The sequence below is a fragment of the Undibacterium sp. RuTC16W genome, from assembly GCF_049339445.1.
Lineage (GTDB): Bacteria > Pseudomonadota > Gammaproteobacteria > Burkholderiales > Burkholderiaceae_D > Undibacterium.
In genome coordinates, this window is the sequence record NZ_JBMPPE010000011.1 from 36,968 (window position 1) to 58,812 (window position 21,845).

At 48.3% G+C, this 21,845-nt stretch carries 16 protein-coding genes; 11 read left to right on the plus strand and 5 right to left on the minus strand.

Annotated features, from left to right (window positions below; translation table 11 throughout):
• Window positions 1-60: 60 nt before the first annotated feature.
• Window positions 61-879 (minus strand): orotidine-5'-phosphate decarboxylase, encoded by an 819-nt coding sequence (pyrF, locus tag ACO0K4_RS17635; protein ID WP_422957986.1) that lies wholly within the window; start codon window positions 877-879, stop codon window positions 61-63.
• 250 nt (window positions 880-1,129) lie between these two features.
• On the opposite strand from pyrF, the gene ACO0K4_RS17640 reads away from it, so the two are divergent.
• The 4 genes from ACO0K4_RS17640 (at window position 1,130) to ACO0K4_RS17655 (ending at window position 4,265) form a co-directional block, all read left to right on the plus strand.
• Window positions 1,130-1,591: a MarR family winged helix-turn-helix transcriptional regulator gene (locus ACO0K4_RS17640; protein WP_422957987.1), complete on the plus strand. Its 462-nt coding sequence runs from the start codon at window positions 1,130-1,132 to the stop codon at window positions 1,589-1,591.
• A 163-nt stretch (window positions 1,592-1,754) separates the two neighbouring features.
• Window positions 1,755-2,174 carry an organic hydroperoxide resistance protein gene (locus ACO0K4_RS17645; RefSeq protein ID WP_422957988.1) on the plus strand — a complete coding sequence of 140 codons (420 nt, stop codon included), beginning with the start codon at window positions 1,755-1,757 and terminating at the stop codon, window positions 2,172-2,174.
• 80 nt (window positions 2,175-2,254) lie between these two features.
• Window positions 2,255-3,247, plus strand: a complete 993-nt coding sequence (locus ACO0K4_RS17650) for an ornithine cyclodeaminase family protein (protein ID WP_422957989.1) — start codon at window positions 2,255-2,257, stop codon at window positions 3,245-3,247.
• A 412-nt stretch (window positions 3,248-3,659) separates the two neighbouring features.
• On the plus strand, window positions 3,660-4,265 hold the full coding sequence (locus ACO0K4_RS17655) for a hypothetical protein (RefSeq protein WP_422957990.1): 606 nt from the start codon (window positions 3,660-3,662) through the stop codon (window positions 4,263-4,265).
• Between the two features lie 79 nt (window positions 4,266-4,344).
• Here the strand turns inward: ACO0K4_RS17655 and ACO0K4_RS17660 are convergent, their stop codons facing one another.
• From ACO0K4_RS17660 to ACO0K4_RS17670, 3 genes are all read right to left on the minus strand, one after another.
• A complete protein-coding gene (locus tag ACO0K4_RS17660; RefSeq protein WP_422957991.1) occupies window positions 4,345-4,548 on the minus strand; it encodes a hypothetical protein in 204 nt (67 codons plus the stop codon).
• Window positions 4,549-4,653: 105 nt separating this feature from the next.
• Window positions 4,654-6,054, minus strand: coding sequence for a DUF1501 domain-containing protein (locus tag ACO0K4_RS17665; protein WP_422957992.1), 1,401 nt, complete (start codon window positions 6,052-6,054; stop codon window positions 4,654-4,656).
• Window positions 6,055-6,063: 9 nt separating this feature from the next.
• Window positions 6,064-7,878: a DUF1800 domain-containing protein gene (locus ACO0K4_RS17670; RefSeq protein ID WP_422957993.1), complete on the minus strand. Its 1,815-nt coding sequence runs from the start codon at window positions 7,876-7,878 to the stop codon at window positions 6,064-6,066.
• A 491-nt stretch (window positions 7,879-8,369) separates the two neighbouring features.
• Between ACO0K4_RS17670 and ACO0K4_RS17675 the strand changes: the two genes are divergently transcribed.
• Together ACO0K4_RS17675 and ACO0K4_RS17680 are read left to right on the plus strand one after the other, a co-directional pair.
• Window positions 8,370-8,828, plus strand: a complete 459-nt coding sequence (locus ACO0K4_RS17675) for a (2Fe-2S)-binding protein (RefSeq protein ID WP_422957994.1) — start codon at window positions 8,370-8,372, stop codon at window positions 8,826-8,828.
• A 14-nt stretch (window positions 8,829-8,842) separates the two neighbouring features.
• The gene (locus ACO0K4_RS17680; protein ID WP_422957995.1) at window positions 8,843-11,107 is read left to right on the plus strand and encodes a molybdopterin cofactor-binding domain-containing protein; all 2,265 of its coding nucleotides are present in this window, start codon (window positions 8,843-8,845) and stop codon (window positions 11,105-11,107) included.
• A gap of 237 nt (window positions 11,108-11,344) precedes the next feature.
• Here the strand turns inward: ACO0K4_RS17680 and ACO0K4_RS17685 are convergent, their stop codons facing one another.
• Window positions 11,345-13,522, minus strand: a complete 2,178-nt coding sequence (locus tag ACO0K4_RS17685; RefSeq protein WP_422957996.1) for a M4 family metallopeptidase — start codon at window positions 13,520-13,522, stop codon at window positions 11,345-11,347.
• A 506-nt stretch (window positions 13,523-14,028) separates the two neighbouring features.
• On the opposite strand from ACO0K4_RS17685, the gene ACO0K4_RS17690 reads away from it, so the two are divergent.
• The 5 genes from ACO0K4_RS17690 (at window position 14,029) to ACO0K4_RS17710 (ending at window position 21,798) form a co-directional block, all read left to right on the plus strand.
• Window positions 14,029-14,592 (plus strand): GNAT family N-acetyltransferase, encoded by a 564-nt coding sequence (locus ACO0K4_RS17690; RefSeq protein ID WP_422957997.1) that lies wholly within the window; start codon window positions 14,029-14,031, stop codon window positions 14,590-14,592.
• A 508-nt stretch (window positions 14,593-15,100) separates the two neighbouring features.
• On the plus strand, window positions 15,101-15,391 hold the full coding sequence (groES, locus tag ACO0K4_RS17695; RefSeq protein ID WP_186916759.1) for a co-chaperone GroES: 291 nt from the start codon (window positions 15,101-15,103) through the stop codon (window positions 15,389-15,391).
• Window positions 15,392-15,436: 45 nt separating this feature from the next.
• Window positions 15,437-17,083, plus strand: coding sequence for a chaperonin GroEL (groL, locus tag ACO0K4_RS17700; RefSeq protein ID WP_422957998.1), 1,647 nt, complete (start codon window positions 15,437-15,439; stop codon window positions 17,081-17,083).
• Window positions 17,084-17,479: 396 nt separating this feature from the next.
• Complete coding sequence (locus ACO0K4_RS17705; RefSeq protein ID WP_422957999.1) at window positions 17,480-19,759, plus strand: carotenoid biosynthesis protein; 2,280 nt, start codon at window positions 17,480-17,482, stop codon at window positions 19,757-19,759.
• Window positions 19,760-19,959: 200 nt separating this feature from the next.
• Entirely contained in the window at window positions 19,960-21,798 is a 1,839-nt protein-coding gene (locus tag ACO0K4_RS17710; RefSeq protein ID WP_422958000.1) for a diguanylate cyclase domain-containing protein, read from the plus strand.
• The last annotated feature ends 47 nt before the right edge of the window (window positions 21,799-21,845 follow it).

Below are 21,845 nucleotides of genomic sequence, written 5' to 3' on the forward strand. Positions count from 1 at the left end.
ATCCAATAAAAAAGGGAGCTAGTAACTATATGCTCCCTCTCTTGTTTCTATTGATAAGAATCAGCGATATTGGTTAATCGCGTCTCGGGTTTCCAGCGCTACCCGTCTTGCCGCTTGCGCGTAGTCTTCAGAGTCAACAGGTTTGGCGTATAAAATTGCCCTAGACGAATTGATCATCATGCCTGTACCTGACAGCGTCTTGCCAGACGACACGGTTGCGGCAATGTCGCCACCCTGTGCGCCAATACCCGGCACCAACAGCGGCATTTCACCTACGATCTGACGGACTTGCGCCAATTCATTCGGAAATGTCGCACCGACAACCAGCGCGCATTGTCCATTCGTATTCCATTTATCAGCAACCAGTTGAGCCACATGCTGGTACAAAGGTTTTCCACCTGCATCTAAAAATTGCAAATCAGATCCGCCAGCATTGGAAGTGCGGCACAGCACAATCGCACCACGATCTTTCCACTCCAGATACGGTGCAACAGAATCAAAACCCATATACGGATTGACCGTCACTGCATCGGCATCGTAGCGCTCGAATGCCTCACGCGCATATTGCTCAGCCGTTGCCCCGATGTCGCCTCGTTTCGCATCGAGAATGACAGGAATGGCTGGATAGGTCGTTTTGATATAGCGGCAAATGGCCTCCAACTGATCTTCTGCTCTTAAAGCCGCAAAATAGGCAATTTGCGGTTTAAACGAGCAGGCGAGATCGGCAGTAGCGTCAATCATCGTCTTGCAAAAAGTAAAAATTGCGTCCGGCTGGTTCGTCAGTTCCCGCGGAAAACGCGATATATCAGGATCCAGCCCCACACACAGGAGAGAATTGTTTTTCGCCCAAGCCTCTGTCAATTTTTCGATAAAAGTCACGATTATTCCTCTATATATTCTTTACGCATATTTTTGCAGCATTATCATCCGTACCAGATTCACAGCCGGGGGTAGCCTGCCATAGCCTTACATTATAACTTGGGGCAATAGGGGTTAATCCCAGAAACGTCCAAATACCGGTAAGGTATCGCAGGTATCGATGTTTCTTATTTGATTATCCATCCCATAAGGTCGATAATTGGATGAAACCCTTATCTCTCGCTCATTATTCCCATTTACTGCTGTCACGATGAAAAATACCGTTCCTGTCCAAATCGATTTACTCGCGCTGGATAATCAGTTTTGCTTCGCCTTGTATTCCGCATCTCTGGCGATGACAAAAACTTACAAGCCTTTACTCGATAAAATCGGACTAACGTATCCGCAATATCTGGTCATGATGGTGCTATGGGAGCACGATGGTATTTTGGTCAAGGATATAGGCGAAGCCTTATTCCTTGATTCTGGTACGCTAACGCCACTCCTGAAGCGAATGGAGGCAGCAGAGTTGCTTACACGCAATCGAGACCAGATTGACGAGAGACAAGTGAGAATCCATCTGACAAAACAGGGCAAATTACTGAAAAAAGCAGCGAAAGAAATTCCCCTGCAAATCATGTGCGCCAGCGGGCAAACGAAAGAGACCCTGATCAATTTAAAGACTCAACTCTCTCAGGTTAGAAATGATTTAACGGAAAACAATTTATCCTAAGGCATATTTATTTTCAAAATTTCCCGCAAATTAGATTGCGAACAATTTAATTGTGTACTATTATATTTTCACTGACAGATAAAGTCACATCAGATTCAATTTTCAGACTGGTTTTAATACTATTTTGAAGTAACTCTCACGCAAGACAACTCAGGAGAATCACATGCAAGTTCTTTACACAGCAAACGCTACAGCAACTGGTGGCCGCGATGGTCGCGCCGCTTCCGATGACAATCAATTGTCCGTCAAACTGACTACGCCAAAAGAACTCGGCGGCGCAGGTGGTGAAGGGACGAATCCTGAGCAAATGTTTGCTGCGGGCTACTCAGCATGCTTTATCGGTGCGATGAAATTTGTTGCGGCAGCAACGAAAATTGCATTGCCTGCTGAAACATCTGTGAACGGTTTAGTTGGCATTGGTCCAAACGGCAAAGGTGGATTCGGCCTGGAAGTCTCATTGAATGTCTCGATTCCTGGTATGGAGCGCACTGCAGCAGAAGCACTGGTTGCAAAAGCGCATGAAGTTTGCCCTTACTCGAACGCGACACGTGGCAATATTGATGTGAAAGTCGCCGTAGTGTAATTAGTGTCAGCACCAATTCAGTCAGATTAAAGCGCCCGGAGAAATTATTTTTCCGGGCATTTTTTCGCTAAAATGACTGGATGACGACCTCATCACATCAAGCGAACAGTATTCCCCATCTTAGTAAAGAGTTCCTGGCTCAGGAATTGACATATGCAAAACTGATTCCGGCTTTGCGTAAGGCATTTACCAGCGACATCGTTGCGCCGCGCAGGCATGTGCACACATTGTCGGAAAATCCCGTCTCTACCTTATTACTCATGCCAGTCTGGCAAACGCAGGGCACAACCGGTGTCAAGCTGGTAACGGTGGCGCCTGAGAATCATGAGATCCCATCGGTGCATGCCATCTTTATCTTGTTCGACACGACGACCGGTGTACCACTGGCCATGATGGATGGGGAGGAATTGACGCTTAGACGAACCGCTGCTGCATCAGGCCTGGCATCTGCTTATATATCTCGGACTGACAGCGAACACCTACTAATGATTGGAACAGGCAAACTAATTCCTTACCTGGCAACGGCACATTGCCAGGTGCGCCCCATCAAAGAAATTACGGTATGGGGACGCTCACAGAAAAAAGCGGAACACAGTCTGCGAGCGATACTAGAACAATGCGAGCTACCGAAAAATATTCGGTTAAGCGTCGCAACAGATCTCAGCAAGGCGGCAGCACAAGCGGACATCATCAGTTGCGCAACAACCAGCAGACAAGCCATTGTGACGGGACACATGGTAAAAGCAGGTACTCACCTTGATCTGGTCGGCGGATTTACACCAGATATGCGTGAAGTCGATGATGCACTCATGGCGAAAGCACAGGTTTTTGTGGACACTTATACGGGCGCACTAAGCGAAGCAGGTGACATAACACAAACACTGGCAAATGCTTATCTGCAACGTAGTGCCATCGTCGCAGAACTCGCAGAGCTGGTAAGCGGCAGACATCCCGGCCGGACAGATCAGCCACAGATCACTGTCTTTAAATCGGTAGGCACTGCGATTGAGGATTTATGTGCCGCAAATCTGGCGTGGAAAGCATATCAAGCGACTATGATCACTCTTACCTGACGATTCCTGCTCCATTACATTTACTAACAATACTTACCCTGCAACAACTAGGTTTTTGTCGTTCTCCTGCGGTATTCTCATCTAAAATTTATAAGTACTCAGCGTAAAAAATACGCTTATTGCAAAAGCAGGATGGCGAGGCGGATGTCTTTATTGTTGAAACAGGCATCTAAGGCAAGTGCAATGAGGATCATCTTGCTGTTGACCGAACTCTTTAGGAAATGTCTGAGAACCACATAACATCGTCGCAGATGGCAATCCTGTCCATGCTATAGGCTCGATGTGGCTTTGCCTAGGAGATATGCCCGCTTAGGCTTCTTCACAATCCCGGGTTAAGTGTCAACAGACCTCTGATTAGTTAGCAAGATCAAATCCGCAAAAATTAGTTTACTTCAGCTATTACAGAATTATTATGAAATCAGTATTGCTAGATTTATCACAAGAGGCCAAGCTCTCAAAAAGCATCAGGCAAATCTGTTACGACTTTAAAAATCTCCGATACTTTGATCAGTACGGCTCTTCTTGCGTCGCCATGGCTGCATTACTTAGCTATCTATTAGAAAAACAAGGATTCAATACTAAAGTGCAGGCATGCTACGTCGTTGTGAAGAATCCCGATCGACAATTTTTTCTCGGGTACAAAGGTTATGCAAAAACGGGGCAAGTGGAAGGTCACGCTGTATGTATTGTTGATGACCGCATTTTGATTGATTTTGGTCTGGAAAATGTGAGAAAAGATTTTGACTCACAATTTCCCAGAGCAATTTGTTCCGGTATCGATATGAACCGGGAGCAAGGCTGTGTCGCACGGATTCATGTTGGTGAAAAAACCACTATCGAATGGCGCACAGACTGGATTCCTCCTGATATTGCCGATGAATACATACGGCAAGCTCCGTTGTTAGAGCCGATTATCAACAATTATGAGCGTTACAAGAAAAATAGGATTGCTTTTCTGGTTAAGCAATTAGTGTTTCAAAACACAAAAAAATATGAGGACAGTCTCATTCATATTTAATCAGGAAAGCGCTGTCACCCATTTCGATCATTGATCATAAGCACGGTATTATATTCTCACGTTCAATTCACTATTCCGGTCAACCATTCAAAGCCTCTTTAGCCGCCTGCTCTGGTGTCAGTCCGTCAAAAAATAAGTCAGTGAACCAATCGATTTCTTCTTCAATGTGCTCCTGCGCCTGATCCAAAGTCGCACCACCCGCGACTAAGAATCCCTCAACTTCAGTGCACCATGCGATCAGCGCTACTGTGTCAGGATCAAGTTCTTCATTTTTCTTTGCCATGCTAATTCTCCCAGACGATCAATATGTCTGACTATCAAACCGATAGTCATACACTCAGCTTGTACTTTACCATGGGAGTCAGTTGGTAAGCACCCGATCAAGCGATCAAACAAAACCCAGATTACGTGAACTTGCATTAAAATTTTTGAGGTTAGGTAGCAAAGACAATAAATCTGTGTCGGAGGCCCCCAGCCATTTCCCCAGTGTCGCGGCATATTGATCAACCGATGTCGTAGGAAGTAAGCGGCCCTGCCCCACGTCATCTGGCCCATCACTCGCTACAGCGGGTGGCGTACCGTAAAAGCGCTTGCCATTGACCGCGCCACCAAGCATAAAGTGCATGCTGCCCCATCCGTGATCCGAGCCATCATTATTTCCACTCAAGGTCCGGCCAAAATCAGACGCGGTAAAACTGGTGACGTTATTAGAAACACCCAGCTCAACCGTTGCACTATAAAACGCGGACAGCGCATCGGCGACGCTTTTTAATAATCCCGGATGCGTATCCAGCAATCCGTCATGATTATCAAAGCCACCCATAGAGACAAAAAACACCTGCCGCTTGGCACCTAATGCGCTGGCGCTGGAGATCATCCTGGCGACCATTTTTAACTGATCCCCTAAATTGTTATTCGCAGGAAAAACTGTATTGATTGCCGGCGCGCCAGCTAACGCAGAGGTCAAGGTATTATTTGCATCCATGGATCGCCGCGTAACACGGTTATATTCGTTTTCAAACAAATTTGCACTAGTCTGACTCATCAATGCCTGCAGCGCACTTGAGGATGCGGCAGAACCAAACAGAGGCTTAGTAGAAGCCGCTAATGGCACTGATCCGGTTGTCGATACCTGATACTGGACCGCGGTATTTCCCGACAGATATACCGCATTGCCAGAGACGTTCACGCACGTAAAAGTGGAATTGCCATTACCGGACTCAAACAAGTCACCCATCCTGCCGCCCCAGCCGGACACAGCACCCTCCGGAGCGGACGATTGCCAGACCGATTGCTGGTCGTTATGCGAAAAAAGTTTGGGCGGCAATGGCACGGTTTTATTTGTGTATTGCAATTTACTCGTCGGCTGTATCAGCGTACCGACATTCAGCAACACGCCCATCTTGCCCGCATCAAAAATAGGGAGCAACGGAGCCAACTCCGGCGCCAGCGCATATTGCCTGCTAAATCCGGCATTATCTATAGGGGCAAGTGAGGGCGTCAGTATGGTCGACGAAAGGCTATCCCGGCTGTAAGCCAGTGTTGGACGCAGTTGCTGGTAAGCCGCATAGTTACTGGAATCATACGGTACCAAAGTATTGCCGTAGTCATTCCCGCCATACAGAAATACGCACACAATCGCCTTATAGTCGTTCGCAGTAGCGGCCGATGCCTCCGCCATGGCCGCCAGATTCAGCGCCCAAGGTGTAGCAACGCCGGCTAAAGAAAGCGCCGATGCTTTTCTCAGAAATGCACGGCGTGAAGCACCCGTCTTATTCATATTGTCCATGATGCTTCCTTATTTTTGAACGATAAATTCTGGTGCTGCCATGACCATCGTCAGGGCAGAATAAATACGGTTATTACGTGCGGTCAGCGTACCGCCCGGCATACTATTGATCGCATTACGTATCAGGTTATATGTCGTGCTGTTAAGCTGACCTGCAAGCAAAATCAGGTTAAGTTCATCGACTAAGGACTGAGCATTATCTGCCAGCGGTAGTAAGGCGGCATAGTCAGCAGTGACATCGCCGATACCGACACTGATAACACGCTGCATAAAATTGACATAACCGATCACTGTCGATTCATTGGTAATCTGAAACTCTGGTGCAACCAGTGAAGCACTGGCAATCACCGTATTGGGCGGTACATAGCCGGGGCGAAAAAAATTAAATACCGAAGGTGAGCGCAGAGGACTTTGTCCAAGACGGGTAGCAGGATCAGAGGTATCGCCAATACGCCACACACCGCTCGGTGAATTCGCATTGAACGCTCTGGCCCAGGCTGTCAGTCTCAGAATAGGTTCGCGCAATTTACCAAAAGTAGGGTCACTGATCTTTGCATCATTACGTGCTTCACTATCCAGCAGGATTGCCTTGATCACTGCTGTCAAATTGCCCTTGACGCCATTACCATCATTATTAAAAACGCTGGCGACTCTTTGCAGATAAGCAGGACTTGGATTGCTGCATACCAGGCGCTGTATCAATTGCCGGCTAATAAACGGGGCGACATTGGGATGTGCAAAGATACCATCCAAGGCGAGCTTCAAACTATCAACACCATTCGTTCCGGCAGGAATAGTCATACCAAGAAAGGTCTTAGCACCGAGCTCGTGCCGGCTTGGCACCTGCACCATAGGCCGACGCAAAAAGTCTGGTGTCGTCAATTTCAAACTGTCTAGGCTGAAATCCCATCCGGTAAAGACTCTGGCGAGGCCGGTTATGTCGTCCAGAGTATACGACTCGATGATGGCACCGTTATTTAGCTTGTTAGTCCCATCCAGATTCAATTGTAATAAGCCAATGCTAAATAACTGCATTACCTCGCGAGCGTAATTTTCATCGGGCAAAGCACCCGTAACCGGATTGTATTTGACGTTGCCACGAAAAGTCAGGTACTGCCCCATCGGAGCGCTGGTAGATATTTGTTGCAACAAGGTCAGGTAATTACCAAAAGCATTGGACTCCAATAAATCGAGATAAGTCGCCGCCGAAAATGCTTTCCATCCACCGCCGATCAAGCCATCAATCGCAGCAACGGTGATTTCGGATAAGGCAAAGGTAATGCGCTGCCGTAAGGTATCAGGTGAGCCAATTAATTTAAACCAGGCGACTGAGTCAAATCCTGCTTGCGAGTTGCGGAAAGTATCTGCGTTGTAGCCATTTGCTACCAGCCAGTCAAACCGGCTAGTAGATGCGGGCAAAGCGAATTGCTCATTCAACCAGCCCTCATAACCTAATTGCTGCACCCGGCTAATTTGCGCTCTGGTAGCACCCATTGATGCCTGCGCTAAAAACCTGGCCGCCTGTGCCGACGAGATACTGGCAGGCGATGGCAAACTTTGAGAACTTGCCACAGGAGGTGCAGACATTGCCTGATCTGCACTAACCGGATTAGCGGCATTAGAAGCGACACCACCAGAACCACCGCATCCGCTCAACACCAATGCAGACAGCATACCGCTGGTAACACCTGCAACCGATAAGCGTGATGTCACCTGGCTCTCATTATTGATGGCATTGGTGGCATTGGTGACATTAGTGAAATCGCCTAATTTGGCTAGACTGATCGAATCTGGTCTATCTGCTAAGCTCGTAGTCTCTGACATGGCTGTCTCCGTTGCGATGGGCGATCGTTAAAAAATATTCGTTTTTTCTGTGTTTTACATCTCGTTCTCACATGTTGAAACAATAGATAAGTTGACGCAGGATTCCTATCCGCAGTTTGTAAGTAGATGTCACGCAAACTGATTCAGAACCGATGAAATCGCCACTAGGTATTCCGTCAGAATTTGTTCTGCGTTCCGTCTGAAAATTCTTGAATACTCATCCAAACAATCGTCAAGCCTGCTTACCGAAGTCTTCATTTGTTACAAATTAGCGAGCGCCGGTTGGGACTAATTTTGGTCTGAGGCGAGACGTTATATTCGTCTGTAATATCGAATTACTAAGCAACGTCAGCAAAGAATGCCAAACTAGCTCAGAATAGCTGTCGATTCATCAACGATGCCAGGGTCTGCTATACCTGTCACAGATATCAGCTACTCATAGCAGTCACCTCAGCACGATTCCCAAACGCCACTCAATGGAGAAGCAAGCCATGACCTCTCTCAATATCAACAACAAAGTACACACACTGGACACAGATCCGAATACGCCTGTTTTGTGGGCATTACGTGATTCATTAGGTTTGACCGGCACCAAGTTTGGCTGTGGCCAGGCCTTATGTGGTGCCTGTACTGTGCATGTGAACGGGCAAGCAACCCGCTCATGTGTCACACCAATTTCAGCAGTAGCAGGACAAAAAATCACGACCATTGAAGCAATGTCAGGCGACAAAGTTGGCAAAGTCGTACAAGACGCGTGGATCAAGCACGATGTAGCGCAATGTGGCTACTGTCAAAGCGGACAAATCATGAGTGCCACGGCCTTGTTGAAGTCGAATAAAAAACCAAGCGATGCTGATATTGACTCTGCGATGGCAGGCAATATCTGTCGTTGCGGAACCTATGTCCGTATCCGTGCTGCGATCCATGATGCAGCCAGCCACCTTGCCTGAACCAGGAGATCATCATGCATTTTGATACCCGCAATGAATTACCAAAACAATTGCAAGCGATGCTGGCCAAAGAATCAGGCACCAGCAATTCGATCAGTTCGCAGACTGATCTGCCGCGTCGCCGTTTTTTGAAAGTCGCCTCAGTCAGTGGATTTGCACTTGGCGTCTATCCTCTGATCGGTGCAGCACAAACCAGTGCGGATGGATCTGGCGCTAAAGCGAGTGAACTCAAAGTAACCGAGCAACCGGCAGCATTTGTCCGGATTGATAAAGACGGTACAACAACAATCACAATCAACCGGCTCGATTTTGGACAAGGTGTACAAACTGGCTTACCTCTGATCCTTGCGGAAGAACTCGATGCCGACTGGAGTAAAGTCAGGAGTGTGCACGGCGACAGCAACCCAGCCTATGTTGATCCTGTGTTTGGCATCCATCTGACTGGAGGCTCCAGTTCCATCAAACACTCCTACACACAGTATCGCGAACTCGGAGCCCGTATGCGCTCAATGCTGGTCGCTGCAGCGGCGAAACAATGGAATGTGGACGCCGCCAGCTTAAAAACGCAAAACGGCGTAGTGATTGGCCCTGGTGGCAAGAAATTGACCTATGGTGAACTGGCAGAAGCTGCCATGAACTTGACAGTGCCGGAAAAAATCAGCCTCAAAGATCCTAAGAGTTTCCGTCTGATTGGCAAACCTGTAGGCCGGCTTGATGCGAAAGCAAAATCCACGGGAGCGCAACAATACGGCATTGATACCCATCTGCCTGGCATGCTGACGGCCGTTGTTGCACGCCCTCCCGTGTTCGGCGGCAAAATCGCTAGTGTCGACGACACAGCGGCGAAAGCAATTCGCGGAGTGAAAGCGGTTGTCCGCATTCCGGTTGATCGCGGCGGTGAGGGGATCGCCGTGATTGCCGACGGTTACTGGCCAGCTAAACAAGGTCGAGATGCGCTGAAAATCCAATGGGACAATACCGCTGTCGACAAAGCCGACAGTGCCCAGTTATTAGTGAGCTACAAAGAGTTGTCCAGACAAACCGGCAAATTGAAATATAACGACGACATCTCAAAACTGGCAGCAGCGCCACTCAAAATTGATGCTGAATTTGTCTTTCCATTTTTAGCCCACACACCCATGGAACCCTTGAACTGCACCGTGGCATTCAACGGCGATAAAGCAGAACTATGGGTCGGTACGCAAATGCCTGGACTGGACGGTTTCGCCGCCTCAAAAACACTGGGCATTCCCCCGCAAAACGTTAAGGTCAATACCCAGATGGCAGGTGGTGGCTTTGGTCGTCGTGCCGTACCGACCAGCGACTTTGTTGTTGAGGCATGTACCGTCGCCAAAGCCGCAAAAACAGCAGGTCTCAACGCAGCGGTACGCACATTGTGGAGCCGTGAGGATGATGTAAAAGGTGGTTACTATCGCCCTATGCACGTACACCGTGCCCAGATTGGTTTCGACGCAAAAGGACAGATTGCAGGCTGGGATCATGTGGTCGTCGGGCAATCGATTCTGGCTGGTACACCGTTCGAAGCAATGATGGTCAAAGATGGTATCGATGCCACCGCACTGGAAGGAATGAAAGAACCGTATGAAATTCCTATGCGCCTGTCAGTACATCATCCAAAAATCAACGTCCCGGTATTATGGTGGCGCAGCGTCGGCTCCACCCATACGGCATTCGTGATGGAGACTTTACTCGATGAGATCGCCACTACCACCAAGCAAGATCCAGTCGCCTATCGCTTGAGCCTGATAGGCAACAAGCATCCGCGTCATAAAGCGGCTTTGGAACTGGCCGTCGCTCAATCTGGCTATGGCAAGAAAACCCTGGCGAAAGGTCATGCCTGGGGCGTCGCAGTCCATGAATCCTTCGAATCGGTAGTCGCGTATGTCGTCGAAGCATCGGTCAAAGATGGTACGCCGAGGCTGCATAGTGTGACAGCCGGGATCCATTGCAATCTGGCAGTCAATCCTAAGAGCATCGAAGCACAGGTTCAGGGCGGCGCACTCATGGGCTTATCGATGTGTATGCCAGGTGCAGCGATCACGCTGAAAGACGGCGTAGTGGAGCAGAGTAATTTCGGTGACTTTGTCGTGCCACGTATTACCGAGATGCCCAAAGTCAGCGTTCATATCGTACCAAGCGCGGATGCGCCAACTGGTATGGGCGAGCCGGGCGTACCGGCACTGGCACCGGCTTTTGCGAATGCTATCGCTAAGATCACTGGCAAACGCTTACGGGAGTTGCCGTTTAAACTGGCTTAGTGTGGGTTTAGTGTGGTTTTAATATAAGCTTAATTTTAGTGAAGCTAAGTTAGCTACAACGAACCAACCTTATCTATGCTCGAATAAAAATGGGGTGGCAGTTGCCGCCCCATTTCACGTTTACAGCACCGCAGCACTACTTTAAAAAGTTATTCCACATCCACAAAAAAATCCCGCCCGGTACGAAGTACGGAGCGGGATTCAACAGAAATGCACCTACATTAACAAAGCACGTTCTTAGTATGTCGCAACCAGCGATACACCGCTAATCGTTGTATAAGCGTTTAACAACAAGTAGTACGTGCCTGCTGCTGGCGTGCTGACTGTGATGGTCTCTACTGTCGTCGCGCCATCCGATTTTTGGGTGTAAGACGATGTCGTCGGTGCGGAGCCCAGCTTCTCATAAATATCAGCATCACCGGTACCTCCGGTAGTTTTGAATGTGACACTGGTTTTACCTGCCGGAACAACGATTGTATAGACTTTGCTAGCACCGGCAGCGAGTGAAATACCAGTTACCGGCACCCCATTTGTCAACACATTCGATGGAGTTCCTGTCGTATAGTTTGCGACGATCTGAACACCACTTGATGCCGCATAGCCATTCAGCAATACATAGTAAGTACCTGCTGTTGGGCTTGCCAAGGAAACGCTCTCAGTCGTAGAAGAACCATCTGACTTTTGCAAATAAGTCGTTGTTGTCGGCGCTGAATTCAGTTGTACATACAGATCAACGTCACCTGTGCCACCAGACGTATTAAAGCTAGCGTTGGTTGAGCCAGAAGGTACGACAAATGAGTAAGACTTCTGCTGACCTGATGTGAAGGAAAGTCCGGTTACTGGTACGCCGTTAGACAAGACTGTCGTCGTTGGCGGCACTACGACACCGCAACCTCCGTGGACACCGACTGTGTTAAATGCCGTAGTGACATCCGCCACGGTATAACCGCGATTTGCCGCTGCCTTCTCCACACCGCAAGCACCTTGGTCGAAGGTACTATTCGCAGTCCAGTACAAACGGTTTGCATCCGCCATGACTTCAAATGCTTTACGTGTATTCCAGCCAGAAGTTGTCGCCAGCAGATAGAAGGCTTTGTTGAATACACCGCTGGTGTAATGCACATCGAGGCTACTGGTGTAGTTCGCTGCATTATCGATAGAGCCGCCGTCCAATGGTGGGTTGTACATGTAACGCAAGGCACCGCTGGCTTTGAAAATGTCGACACCGACTTTGAAGTCATTAGTGCCTTTGACATAGTACTTGACTGCTTCACCAGCCATATCCGAGAACGCTTCATTCATACCGCCGGACATGCCGGAGTAAGTCAGATTCGAGTTCTGTTCTGTGAAGCCGTGGCTGACTTCGTGACCTGTTACGTCAAGCGATGTCAACGGGTAGAAGGTGGAGGCACCGTCACCGAAGTTCATCGAGCTACCATCCCAAAAAGCGTTCTCGTAAGCGGAACCGTAATGCACTTTCATGACCAGTTTTTGACTGATCGGGCGTACGCCAAGATAAGCCTGGTACATGTTGAAGACCTGATTGCCGAAGTAATGCGCGTCATTCATCGGTGAGTAACCGCCATTCACTGTTTTGACCGTATTGCGCGGGCAGGTAAAGCTGTGCAGCGTGCCGGAACCGGACGTTGCGTTATTCATGTTGTAGGTATCAACATTGGTGCTGCTCAGCTTACAGGTAGAGCCGCTGACCAACACGTCTAAATAACCGTAACCAGCGGTAGTGCCGTATTCGTATTGGCCTGTTTTAGCATTACCGCCAGGACCTGTGCCGCTCAGCGTGTGGGTCAGGCCTTCCCATTTTTTCAGCACGGCACCTGTGTTGGCATCAATCACATAGTGCGGCCGGCTAGGCTTGGCAGGATTCGATGTGTCCAGGAAAGAAACGACGTAAATCAATTTGGCAACGTTGTTTGCACCGAGCTGAACATGCAATTTTGCCTGCTCATTCTCTGTCGAATTAACACGGGACTGCGTCTTTGCCAGAGTCAGTGCTTGCGATGCTGAATATAAGGGATTGGCACTAGGCAAATCGTTCGTTACATTTCTTAGCATCGCACCGGACAGCGTTGGCTGCGTAGCACCAGGCATCACATGCTCGACGATTGCCTCACCCCAGACAGGTACGCCCTGATGAAACTGCTGGTAGCGTGTTACCACTTTACCGTTAGCATAAGTCTGGCTGCGAACTGCCTGCAATTCACTGGCCGAGAGCCCCAGCAAATCTCTTGTCGCTACCGTACCACTTAAAGACTTGGCTGCCGAGAGCGTTGAGGCAGGCGCTACATATTTGTCCAGCTCAACACGTTCAGCAGCCATCGCATTGCAGGCACCTGCAACCAGTACCGCCAACAATGTTGGGCGTACTATTTGTGTCAACTTCAAAGCTTGTTCCATATACTCTCCATTTTCAAATTGCCACAGGAATTGTGTCCCTGTGAGTATTAGTAAACGCGGTTAGCGTTGATATAAACCAATCTAAAAAACCAAGTGGATCAGAGTGAGGGCATTTGATCTGTATCCCAACAAATACGCTGAACATTCATGCTGAACCAAAGCCTATTCGCCAGTTGATTCAACTCGCTATTGCCCGATAGCTGATACGCAGTTAATCAGACATTAAGACGCTTGAAAATGGAATCGTTGCAATATTGCAATGTGAAAAATGTTACATTTACGGCACCACAATAGAAAATTCTGATCCCACTACTATTTGCCACAATTACCACAATTAGTTATCAGTCTGGAAATATAAAAAATGTCATTATGCTTATTTTTATAAACTAAGTTTTTACTAAAAGATAATGAACTAATTTAATATTGTGTCAGCTCGCAAAGACCTGACAATCAGGCTTTTTACTCCGCCTCAATTACTCTGAGCCACTCAATCCATGGACAAAACAATGCCAACGCTGAATTTCAAACTCGCAGATTCTCAAGTACACAGAAAAGAAATCCTGAGTATGAATAATGAATACATGACATGGGTCGTAGCTGGTATTGAAAGCTCATTTGGCATACAGGTCGCAGACCTGCTGGGTATGTCCGTTCCTGAATATAGTGAGAGCATGATGAATAAAGTATGTAGTGATACACCACCACACGGTGTTTTTTATCTGGTGGAACTGGAGGATGAATTAGCTGGCATGGTCGGTTTGCGCTACCTTAATACTGGCATCGCAGAAATCAAGCGTTTATATGTCCGCCCAGGCTTTCGCGGCAAACACCTCGGAGAGGCTTTTTTACGCAAAATACTCAGCGACGCTAAAGCATTTGGATATCAACATGTCGTGCTTGATACCGCCCCTTTCATGCTGTCCGCTCAGCATCTTTATAAAAGTATGGGATTCAATGACTGCGCCCCTTACGAAGGAACCGAAGTAGCAAGGTCCCTGCACAATAGCTGGCATTTTATGGAGATGGATTTGAATAAGGCAAAAGTGAATCAACCGATATCCCGGCAGTAAATACAGACTCGTATTCGTCACTTCATTACCGCTGTATCAATTTCGATGATGCAATGCTCTATCTATAAAGCACAGGCAAGTAAGCCATGCCGATTTGAATAAAAAAATGACCACCCTGGAAATTCAGACTCAAACATCAGCATTCAGGAATCGAATTCTGCCACTCTTCCAAAAAATGAAGCAAAACGCTTACCGGCAACAACACACAGACCTTTGCATTAGATCGCCACGATTCAAACTCAAATGAATTCCAGCAGCCAAACAATCCGGCTAAGCAACTGATTATTAAAGTATTTTCAATAAAACCTGCGAATCGGTCTTGAAATAGACGTCCCTCGCCCATATAATTAGCACTCGTCGGGAGAGAGTGCTAATAACACCTCCCTCACTTAAGAATTTACGTGTAGCCATATCTGGTCAGCGATTTACCTCTCTGCCCGATTGTAAATAGAGCTACACATTATTTTGTAAAACCATTGCTATTCATAGCTAATCAAAAGGAGTTTGTATGAACCTTCGTCCCCTGCACGATCGCATTATCGTCAAGCGTCTGGATCAAGAAACAAAAACTGCATCCGGCATCGTATTACCTGACGCAGCGGCTGAAAAACCAGATCAAGGTGAAGTACTGGCTGTTGGTAACGGCAAAGTGCTGGAAAACGGCTCTGTACGCGCATTAGAAGTCAAAGTAGGCGACCGCGTCCTGTTTGGCAAATACTCTGGTCAAGCAGTCAAAGTTGACGGTAACGAAGTTCTGGTGATGCGTGAAGAAGACATCTTCGCGATCGTACAGAAGTAATCCCTACCCGCATCACAATCCCATTCAAGATTCTGGAGATTTAACATGGCAGCTAAACAAGTAATTTTCGGCGATGACGCACGCGCTAAAATCGTTAATGGCGTGAATATTCTCGCTAACGCAGTTAAAGTAACACTAGGCCCTAAAGGCCGTAACGTCGTGTTGGAACGCTCTTTCGGCGCGCCTACAGTCACTAAAGATGGTGTTTCAGTCGCTAAAGAAATCGAACTGAAAGACAAGCTGGAAAACATGGGTGCTCAACTGGTGAAAGAAGTGGCTTCCCGCACGTCTGACAACGCTGGTGACGGTACAACGACAGCGACCGTGTTGGCACAAGCCATCGTTCGCGAAGGTTTCAAATATGTAGCAGCTGGCTTCAACCCAACTGACTTGAAACGCGGTATCGACAAAGCAGTTACAGCTATCGTTGCTGAAATCAAAACTCTGTCCAAACCAACAACAACCAACAAAGAAATCGCTCAAGTTGGCTCCATCTCTGCTAACTCCGATGCCAACATCGGCGACATCATTGCTAAGGCAATGGACAAAGTCGGCAAAGAAGGCGTGATCACTGTTGAAGACGGCAAATCCCTGGACAACGAACTCGACATCGTTGAAGGTATGCAGTTTGACCGTGGCTACCTGTCACCGTACTTCATCAACAATCCAGAAAAACAATCCGTTATCCTGGAAAATCCGTTCATCCTGTTGTTCGACAAAAAAATCTCGAACATCCGTGACCTGCTGCCAGTATTGGAACAAGTTGCAAAATCCGGTCGCCCACTGTTGATCATCGCTGAAGATGTTGATGGCGAAGCGCTGGCAACTCTGGTTGTGAACAACATCCGTGGCATCCTGAAAACTGCTGCTGTTAAAGCACCAGGCTTCGGTGACCGTCGTAAAGCCATGCTGGAAGACATCGCTATCCTGACCGGTGGTCAAGTGATTGCTGAAGAAGTTGGCCTGACACTGGAAAAAGCTACCTTGGCTGATCTGGGTCAAGCTAAACGTATCGAAATCGGCAAAGAAAACACGACAGTCATCGATGGCGCTGGCCAGGCTGTAGGTATCGAAGCACGCGTTAAACAAATCCGCGCGCAAATCGAAGAAGCAACTTCTGACTACGACCGTGAAAAACTGCAAGAACGCGTTGCCAAACTGGCAGGCGGCGTTGCTGTGATCAAGGTTGGTGCTGCAACTGAAGTTGAAATGAAAGAGAAAAAAGCCCGCGTTGAAGATGCTCTGCACGCAACTCGCGCTGCCGTAGAAGAAGGCGTTGTTCCTGGCGGTGGCGTAGCACTGTTGCGCGCACGTGAAGCAGCTGGCGTCATCAAAGGCGACAATGCAGATCAAGAAGCTGGCATCAAGTTAGTATTGAAAGCCATCGAAGCACCATTGCGTGAGATCGTTGCCAATGCTGGTGGCGAACCAAGCGTTGTGGTCAATGCGATCATCAACGGCAAAGGTAATTTCGGTTTCAACGCTGCCAACGATACCTATGGCGACATGATCGAAATGGGTATTCTGGATCCAGCTAAAGTAACTCGCTCTGCATTGCAAAACGCAGCGTCTGTTGCTGGCCTGATTTTGACAACGGATGCATTGGTTGCAGAACTGCCAGAAGACAAACCAGCCGGCGGCATGGGCGGTCATGACATGGGCGGTATGGGTGGTATGGGCGGCATGATGTAATTCCGCAAGGACTTACATTGCTGACCACGCACTAAGCCTGGCACTGATGTAGTGCTGACTTAGTGCCAAATCAGGCGCTAAAAAAAGCCTCACAATTCTGTTGTGAGGCTTTTTTGTTTTTAAGTTTCGTTTTTAAGTTTCGTTTTTCAGGTTCAACTGCACTTCAATTCCTATCTGACGCTACAACAGCGCGACGTCAATCATTTAATATTTTGCAGGCTCGTCATTCGCGACAAGTCTATTGGATTATTCACACATCGCCGTATTCATAGAGTAAGATTCTCAACGCAAATATTTCTATTTACCAAGAACCTATTGACCTGCGCTCGCGCATTGGCCGATTCAGCTAAGTCCATACATTAAGCCCTATTTCAACGCTCACATTCAAAAGCAACTATGAAATCTTCTCTGACGCGCTGGTCTGTTCTCGGTTACCTCCTCTTCTCTGCTTTTTTAATCGTCATGGCTTTGCGTACGCACAGTGAAACAACGATTGCTATCGTCGCGAGTTCGGTATTGATGTTTGCGATGTGCTGGGTCAATGCAACGCATTTATTGGGTGCAAAAACTGCGTTGAAATTCATGCTGATCGCAGTCAGTTTTGGCTGGTTTGCCGAACAGATGGGATCATCACGCGGCTGGTTTTTTGGCAGCTATGTTTATACCGATGTGCTTGGATGGCGGTTGGGCGATGTACCGGCAGTGATCCCGCTGATGTGGTTTGCACTGACCTATTCCTGCTATGTGATCAGCAATCTGATCGTATGGCGTACACCGGTCGACACCAGATCAAGCTACAGCAATATCCTGTTTATGTCTTTTCTTGCGGCAATGCTGGTCACCGCATTCGATCTCGGCGCAGACCCTTACATGGTGTTCAAGCTGAAAGCCTGGATCATGACAAAAACCGATGGCTGGTGGTTTGGCGAAACGATCCAAGGTTTTTTTGGCTGGGTCTTTGTCTCACTCATGATTTTATTGACTTTCCGCTTATCCACGCAGGATCTTCGATTACAGGCTGGGAGCAGCTACAGCAAGCGCGATGCATTGCTGCCTATGGGTTTGTATGCCAGCGCGATGGTATTCCAGTTACTGGTCGGCTATCCGGTCGAAATCCGTAGTATGACAGTGTTTGTGATGGGCATTCCTCTGCTCTGCGCCTGGGCAGGCTGGCGGCAGTGGAATATTCACGAAACAAATGTCGTCGCAGTCAGCAAAATCAGCGACGCGCAACTTGATCTGTCAAAGTACCAGGCCGATCCTTTAGCAGATACCGCTATTGCTGACATTGTCGGCACATGGACAGCACCGTCTGCCAGCGGTATTACGCACCTCGCCAGCCACGCAATGCAATGGCGAAAAATCGGTATCGTGAATCAGCAGTTTGATCAGTGGCAAACCAATGCCAGTATTCAGCACTGGGCACCGGCTGACAGCAGCACCCCGGCAGAAATCACTCAAGCATTACAAACCTATCTGGCTAGCGGTCAAACTTTGCCAGCGTGGGCAGATTTTGCCAAAATCCGTCGTGCCGAAACGCTGTTTATCGATTACGGCATGCTGTCATGCACTCTGCTGTTTTGCTCAAGCCTGCCAGAATGCTATGTGATCCCTGATTTATCCGCCGTCTTGCATGTCGCCGGACAACTGGAAAAACACACCGAATACAGAATACGTTCAACGGCTGCGATGATTTTCCCCGTCATGATGAAAGGTGGGCTCACCAGCCCCGATGGCAGCGGCATTGCGCAAATTCTCAAAGTCCGTCTGATTCACGCGACAATCCGTAATCTGATTTTGCATGGCAAACCTGAAGACGTCGTTTCAGCGCTGGGTAACAAACAAAATGATCAAGATGCCGGCATCATCCCGCCGCTGGCCGCAAGTGCCCTGCCGGAAACCTCGAACAATATGTACCAGGCGCTGTTTGCACACGGCTGGAAATTAGGTGAAGACGGTTTACCGTGCAACCAGGAAGAGCTCGCCTATACTCTGCTGACCTTCGGTTATGTGTTCTTACGCAGCCTGCGTCGTCTTGGCCTGGGTTTATCTCAAGACGATGAAATTGCCTACCTGCATAGCTGGAACGTAGTCGGCCATATCCTCGGAATACGCCGTGAATTAATGGCTGACGACATGGAGCAAGCCGAAGCCATGTTCGCGCAAATGCAAGCCCGTGGGCGTGCAGAGCCGATCTCACCAGACCCACGTCCGGGTCTGGGTGTAGCGCTGATGGCAACGATGGAATCCGTTATTCCTTTTCGCCTGATCAAACCTTTTCCAGTTCTGATGACACGCTACCTGTGCGGCCCCTCTACAGCGCAAGATCTCGGTATTAATCAACGCGTCGGCTTGTTGCCAAAATTCGTTTTCAGCGTGTTCATGCTAGCCACGGCAGCGATTGATGGCGTGGTACGCCTGATGTTGCCGGAATTTTCTATCTCCCGCTTCATTACCCGCGTACTCGGTACACAATTTATGAGTGACATCCTGATGGATCAGACGCGTCCGCTCAAACTGCCGGAGCATCTTTTATCTAATGTGAATACGATGGTGTCTGGCTGGTCATCTGATCCAAAAGCTCCCGGCTGGATGAACTCTCTGGAAACCAAAATAGCCGACATGATTGAAAAAAAATCTGCTCCTGATGAAAATTTGTCAGAGGTAAAAAATTAATGCGACTACAAACGATTGAAATAATAATTTTGCATTATCTTCTGTACAATTTTCATGAAATACTCGTAACTTCGTCCAAAATGGCGCTTGACAGAAAAAGCTCAGCACCACGATACTATTTCTTTTGCCTTGCGCCCCAGGACATGAGGGTAATCCAATCGCTTCCATCATTACAGGTTTAGTATCCCATCTTGCAACTCATGAGAAGCCGACAGTATCAGGTCATCCGTTTTTGGACAAATTTCGTCAGACGTTTTGCTGGCCGCCAGTTCCTGCCTGACTACTTTATCGTTTGTCTTATAGTATGGCTGTTTGCTGCACAAACCTTTGCAGCCGAACCGGTAAATCCTGTTATCACGACTGCTTCACAGAAGATATTGCAGCTACGCGACGCAAATCCCGTCGTCAATGTATGGTCCGCCGTCAATATCATGTCCGATCCGCTAGGCAAGCTGACTCTGGATCAGGTCATTGCCGATCAATCGCCATTCACCCCGCCAAAAACTTCCGCAGATACTCTGGGTCTGCGCAAAGACGTCGTCTGGCTGCGTATTCCATTTACCGTTTCCTCTGCCAGTAATGGTCTCTGGGTGCTGGATATTGACTATGCGGCTTTGAATAAAATCGACGTTTATCTGACACAGAATAACCTGCAAGTACAACACGCCTTGCTCGGTAATATGCAAGCCTATTCAAAACGTCCAATTACCAGCCGTTCACATGCACTGGGATTAAAACTTACACCAAATACCGATTACACTCTGTATCTGCGGGTAGAAACCGTCGGAGCAATGATTGTCCCGATCAGTTTAAACAAGCCGTCGAATTTCCATGCACGTGCACTGAATGAGCAAATGCTGCAGGGACTGATGACAGGTCTGGCCTTATGTTTGCTCATGTATAGTCTCGCTCAATGGTTCAGTCTGGGAGAGCATCTGTTCCTGAAATACGCCATCCTGCTGACGGGTAGCCTGATGTTTTCCCTGCTACAGTTTGGTGTTGGTGCTCAATACGTCTGGATTGACAACGTCTGGATGGAGTTACACGCCGGTGGTCTTTCTGCACTGATCGCCGCATGCGGCTCCTTCCTCTTTATCGAGCAAGCACTGGCAGGACGTGATCGCAATCGTTACTTCAGCGTCATGATGAAAGGCGGCGCTTGCCTGACGATGGTCTTCGCTGCGCTCTATTCGTTCGATATGATAGACATCCATATCGTGACCGCCATCATCAGTACGCTTGGCATGACGCCAGTTCTGATGGGCATGCCGGGGGCTATTGCAAGGGCGCGGCGTGGTGATACGGTAGGCGGCTACTTCCTCAGCGCCTGGGTCGTATATTTTGTCACTACTGCTATTCTGATTGGTGTTATCAAGGGTAGTATCCCGGCGAATTTCTGGACCTTACATTCATTCCAGTTCGGTGCGACATTTGATATGCTGGTATTCATGCGCGTCCTCGGTCTGCGCACCAAAGCGCTGCATACTGCCGCACAAAATGCAACGCGTGAACGCGATACACTACATTCTATGGCGCACACCGACCCGTTAACCGGATTACCGAACCGGCGCGGACTCAATACCAACCTGAACAATCTGCTGCCACATGCGTCATCAGATAACATACTCGCTGTGTACATGCTCGACCTCGACGGGTTTAAGCAAGTAAATGATCAGTACGGACATGATATCGGGGATGAGTTGCTGATCGCTGTAGCACAGCGACTGCAAGCCAATTTACGCAGTGTTGATATCGTCTCGCGCCTCGGCGGTGACGAATTTGTCGTGATGTCAATGGGATTAAGTAATGTGCAGCAAGCACACGATCTCGGCAATAAATTACTTGATGCGTTCAGTATGCCATTCAAACTACGCGAACAGATTTGCAGTGTGGGCCTCACCATCGGTTATGCATTAGCGCCGCAAGACGGGCATGATGCAATCAGCCTGCTAAAGCGCGCAGATGCTGCGATGTACTCGGGCAAACAAAGCGGCAAGCATTGCCTGCGTCGCGGTGAAGCGTCCGAAGGTTTAACCTGATAACAACGGGCATGACGCTGCCAATCAACAAAAACAGTCAGTATCAT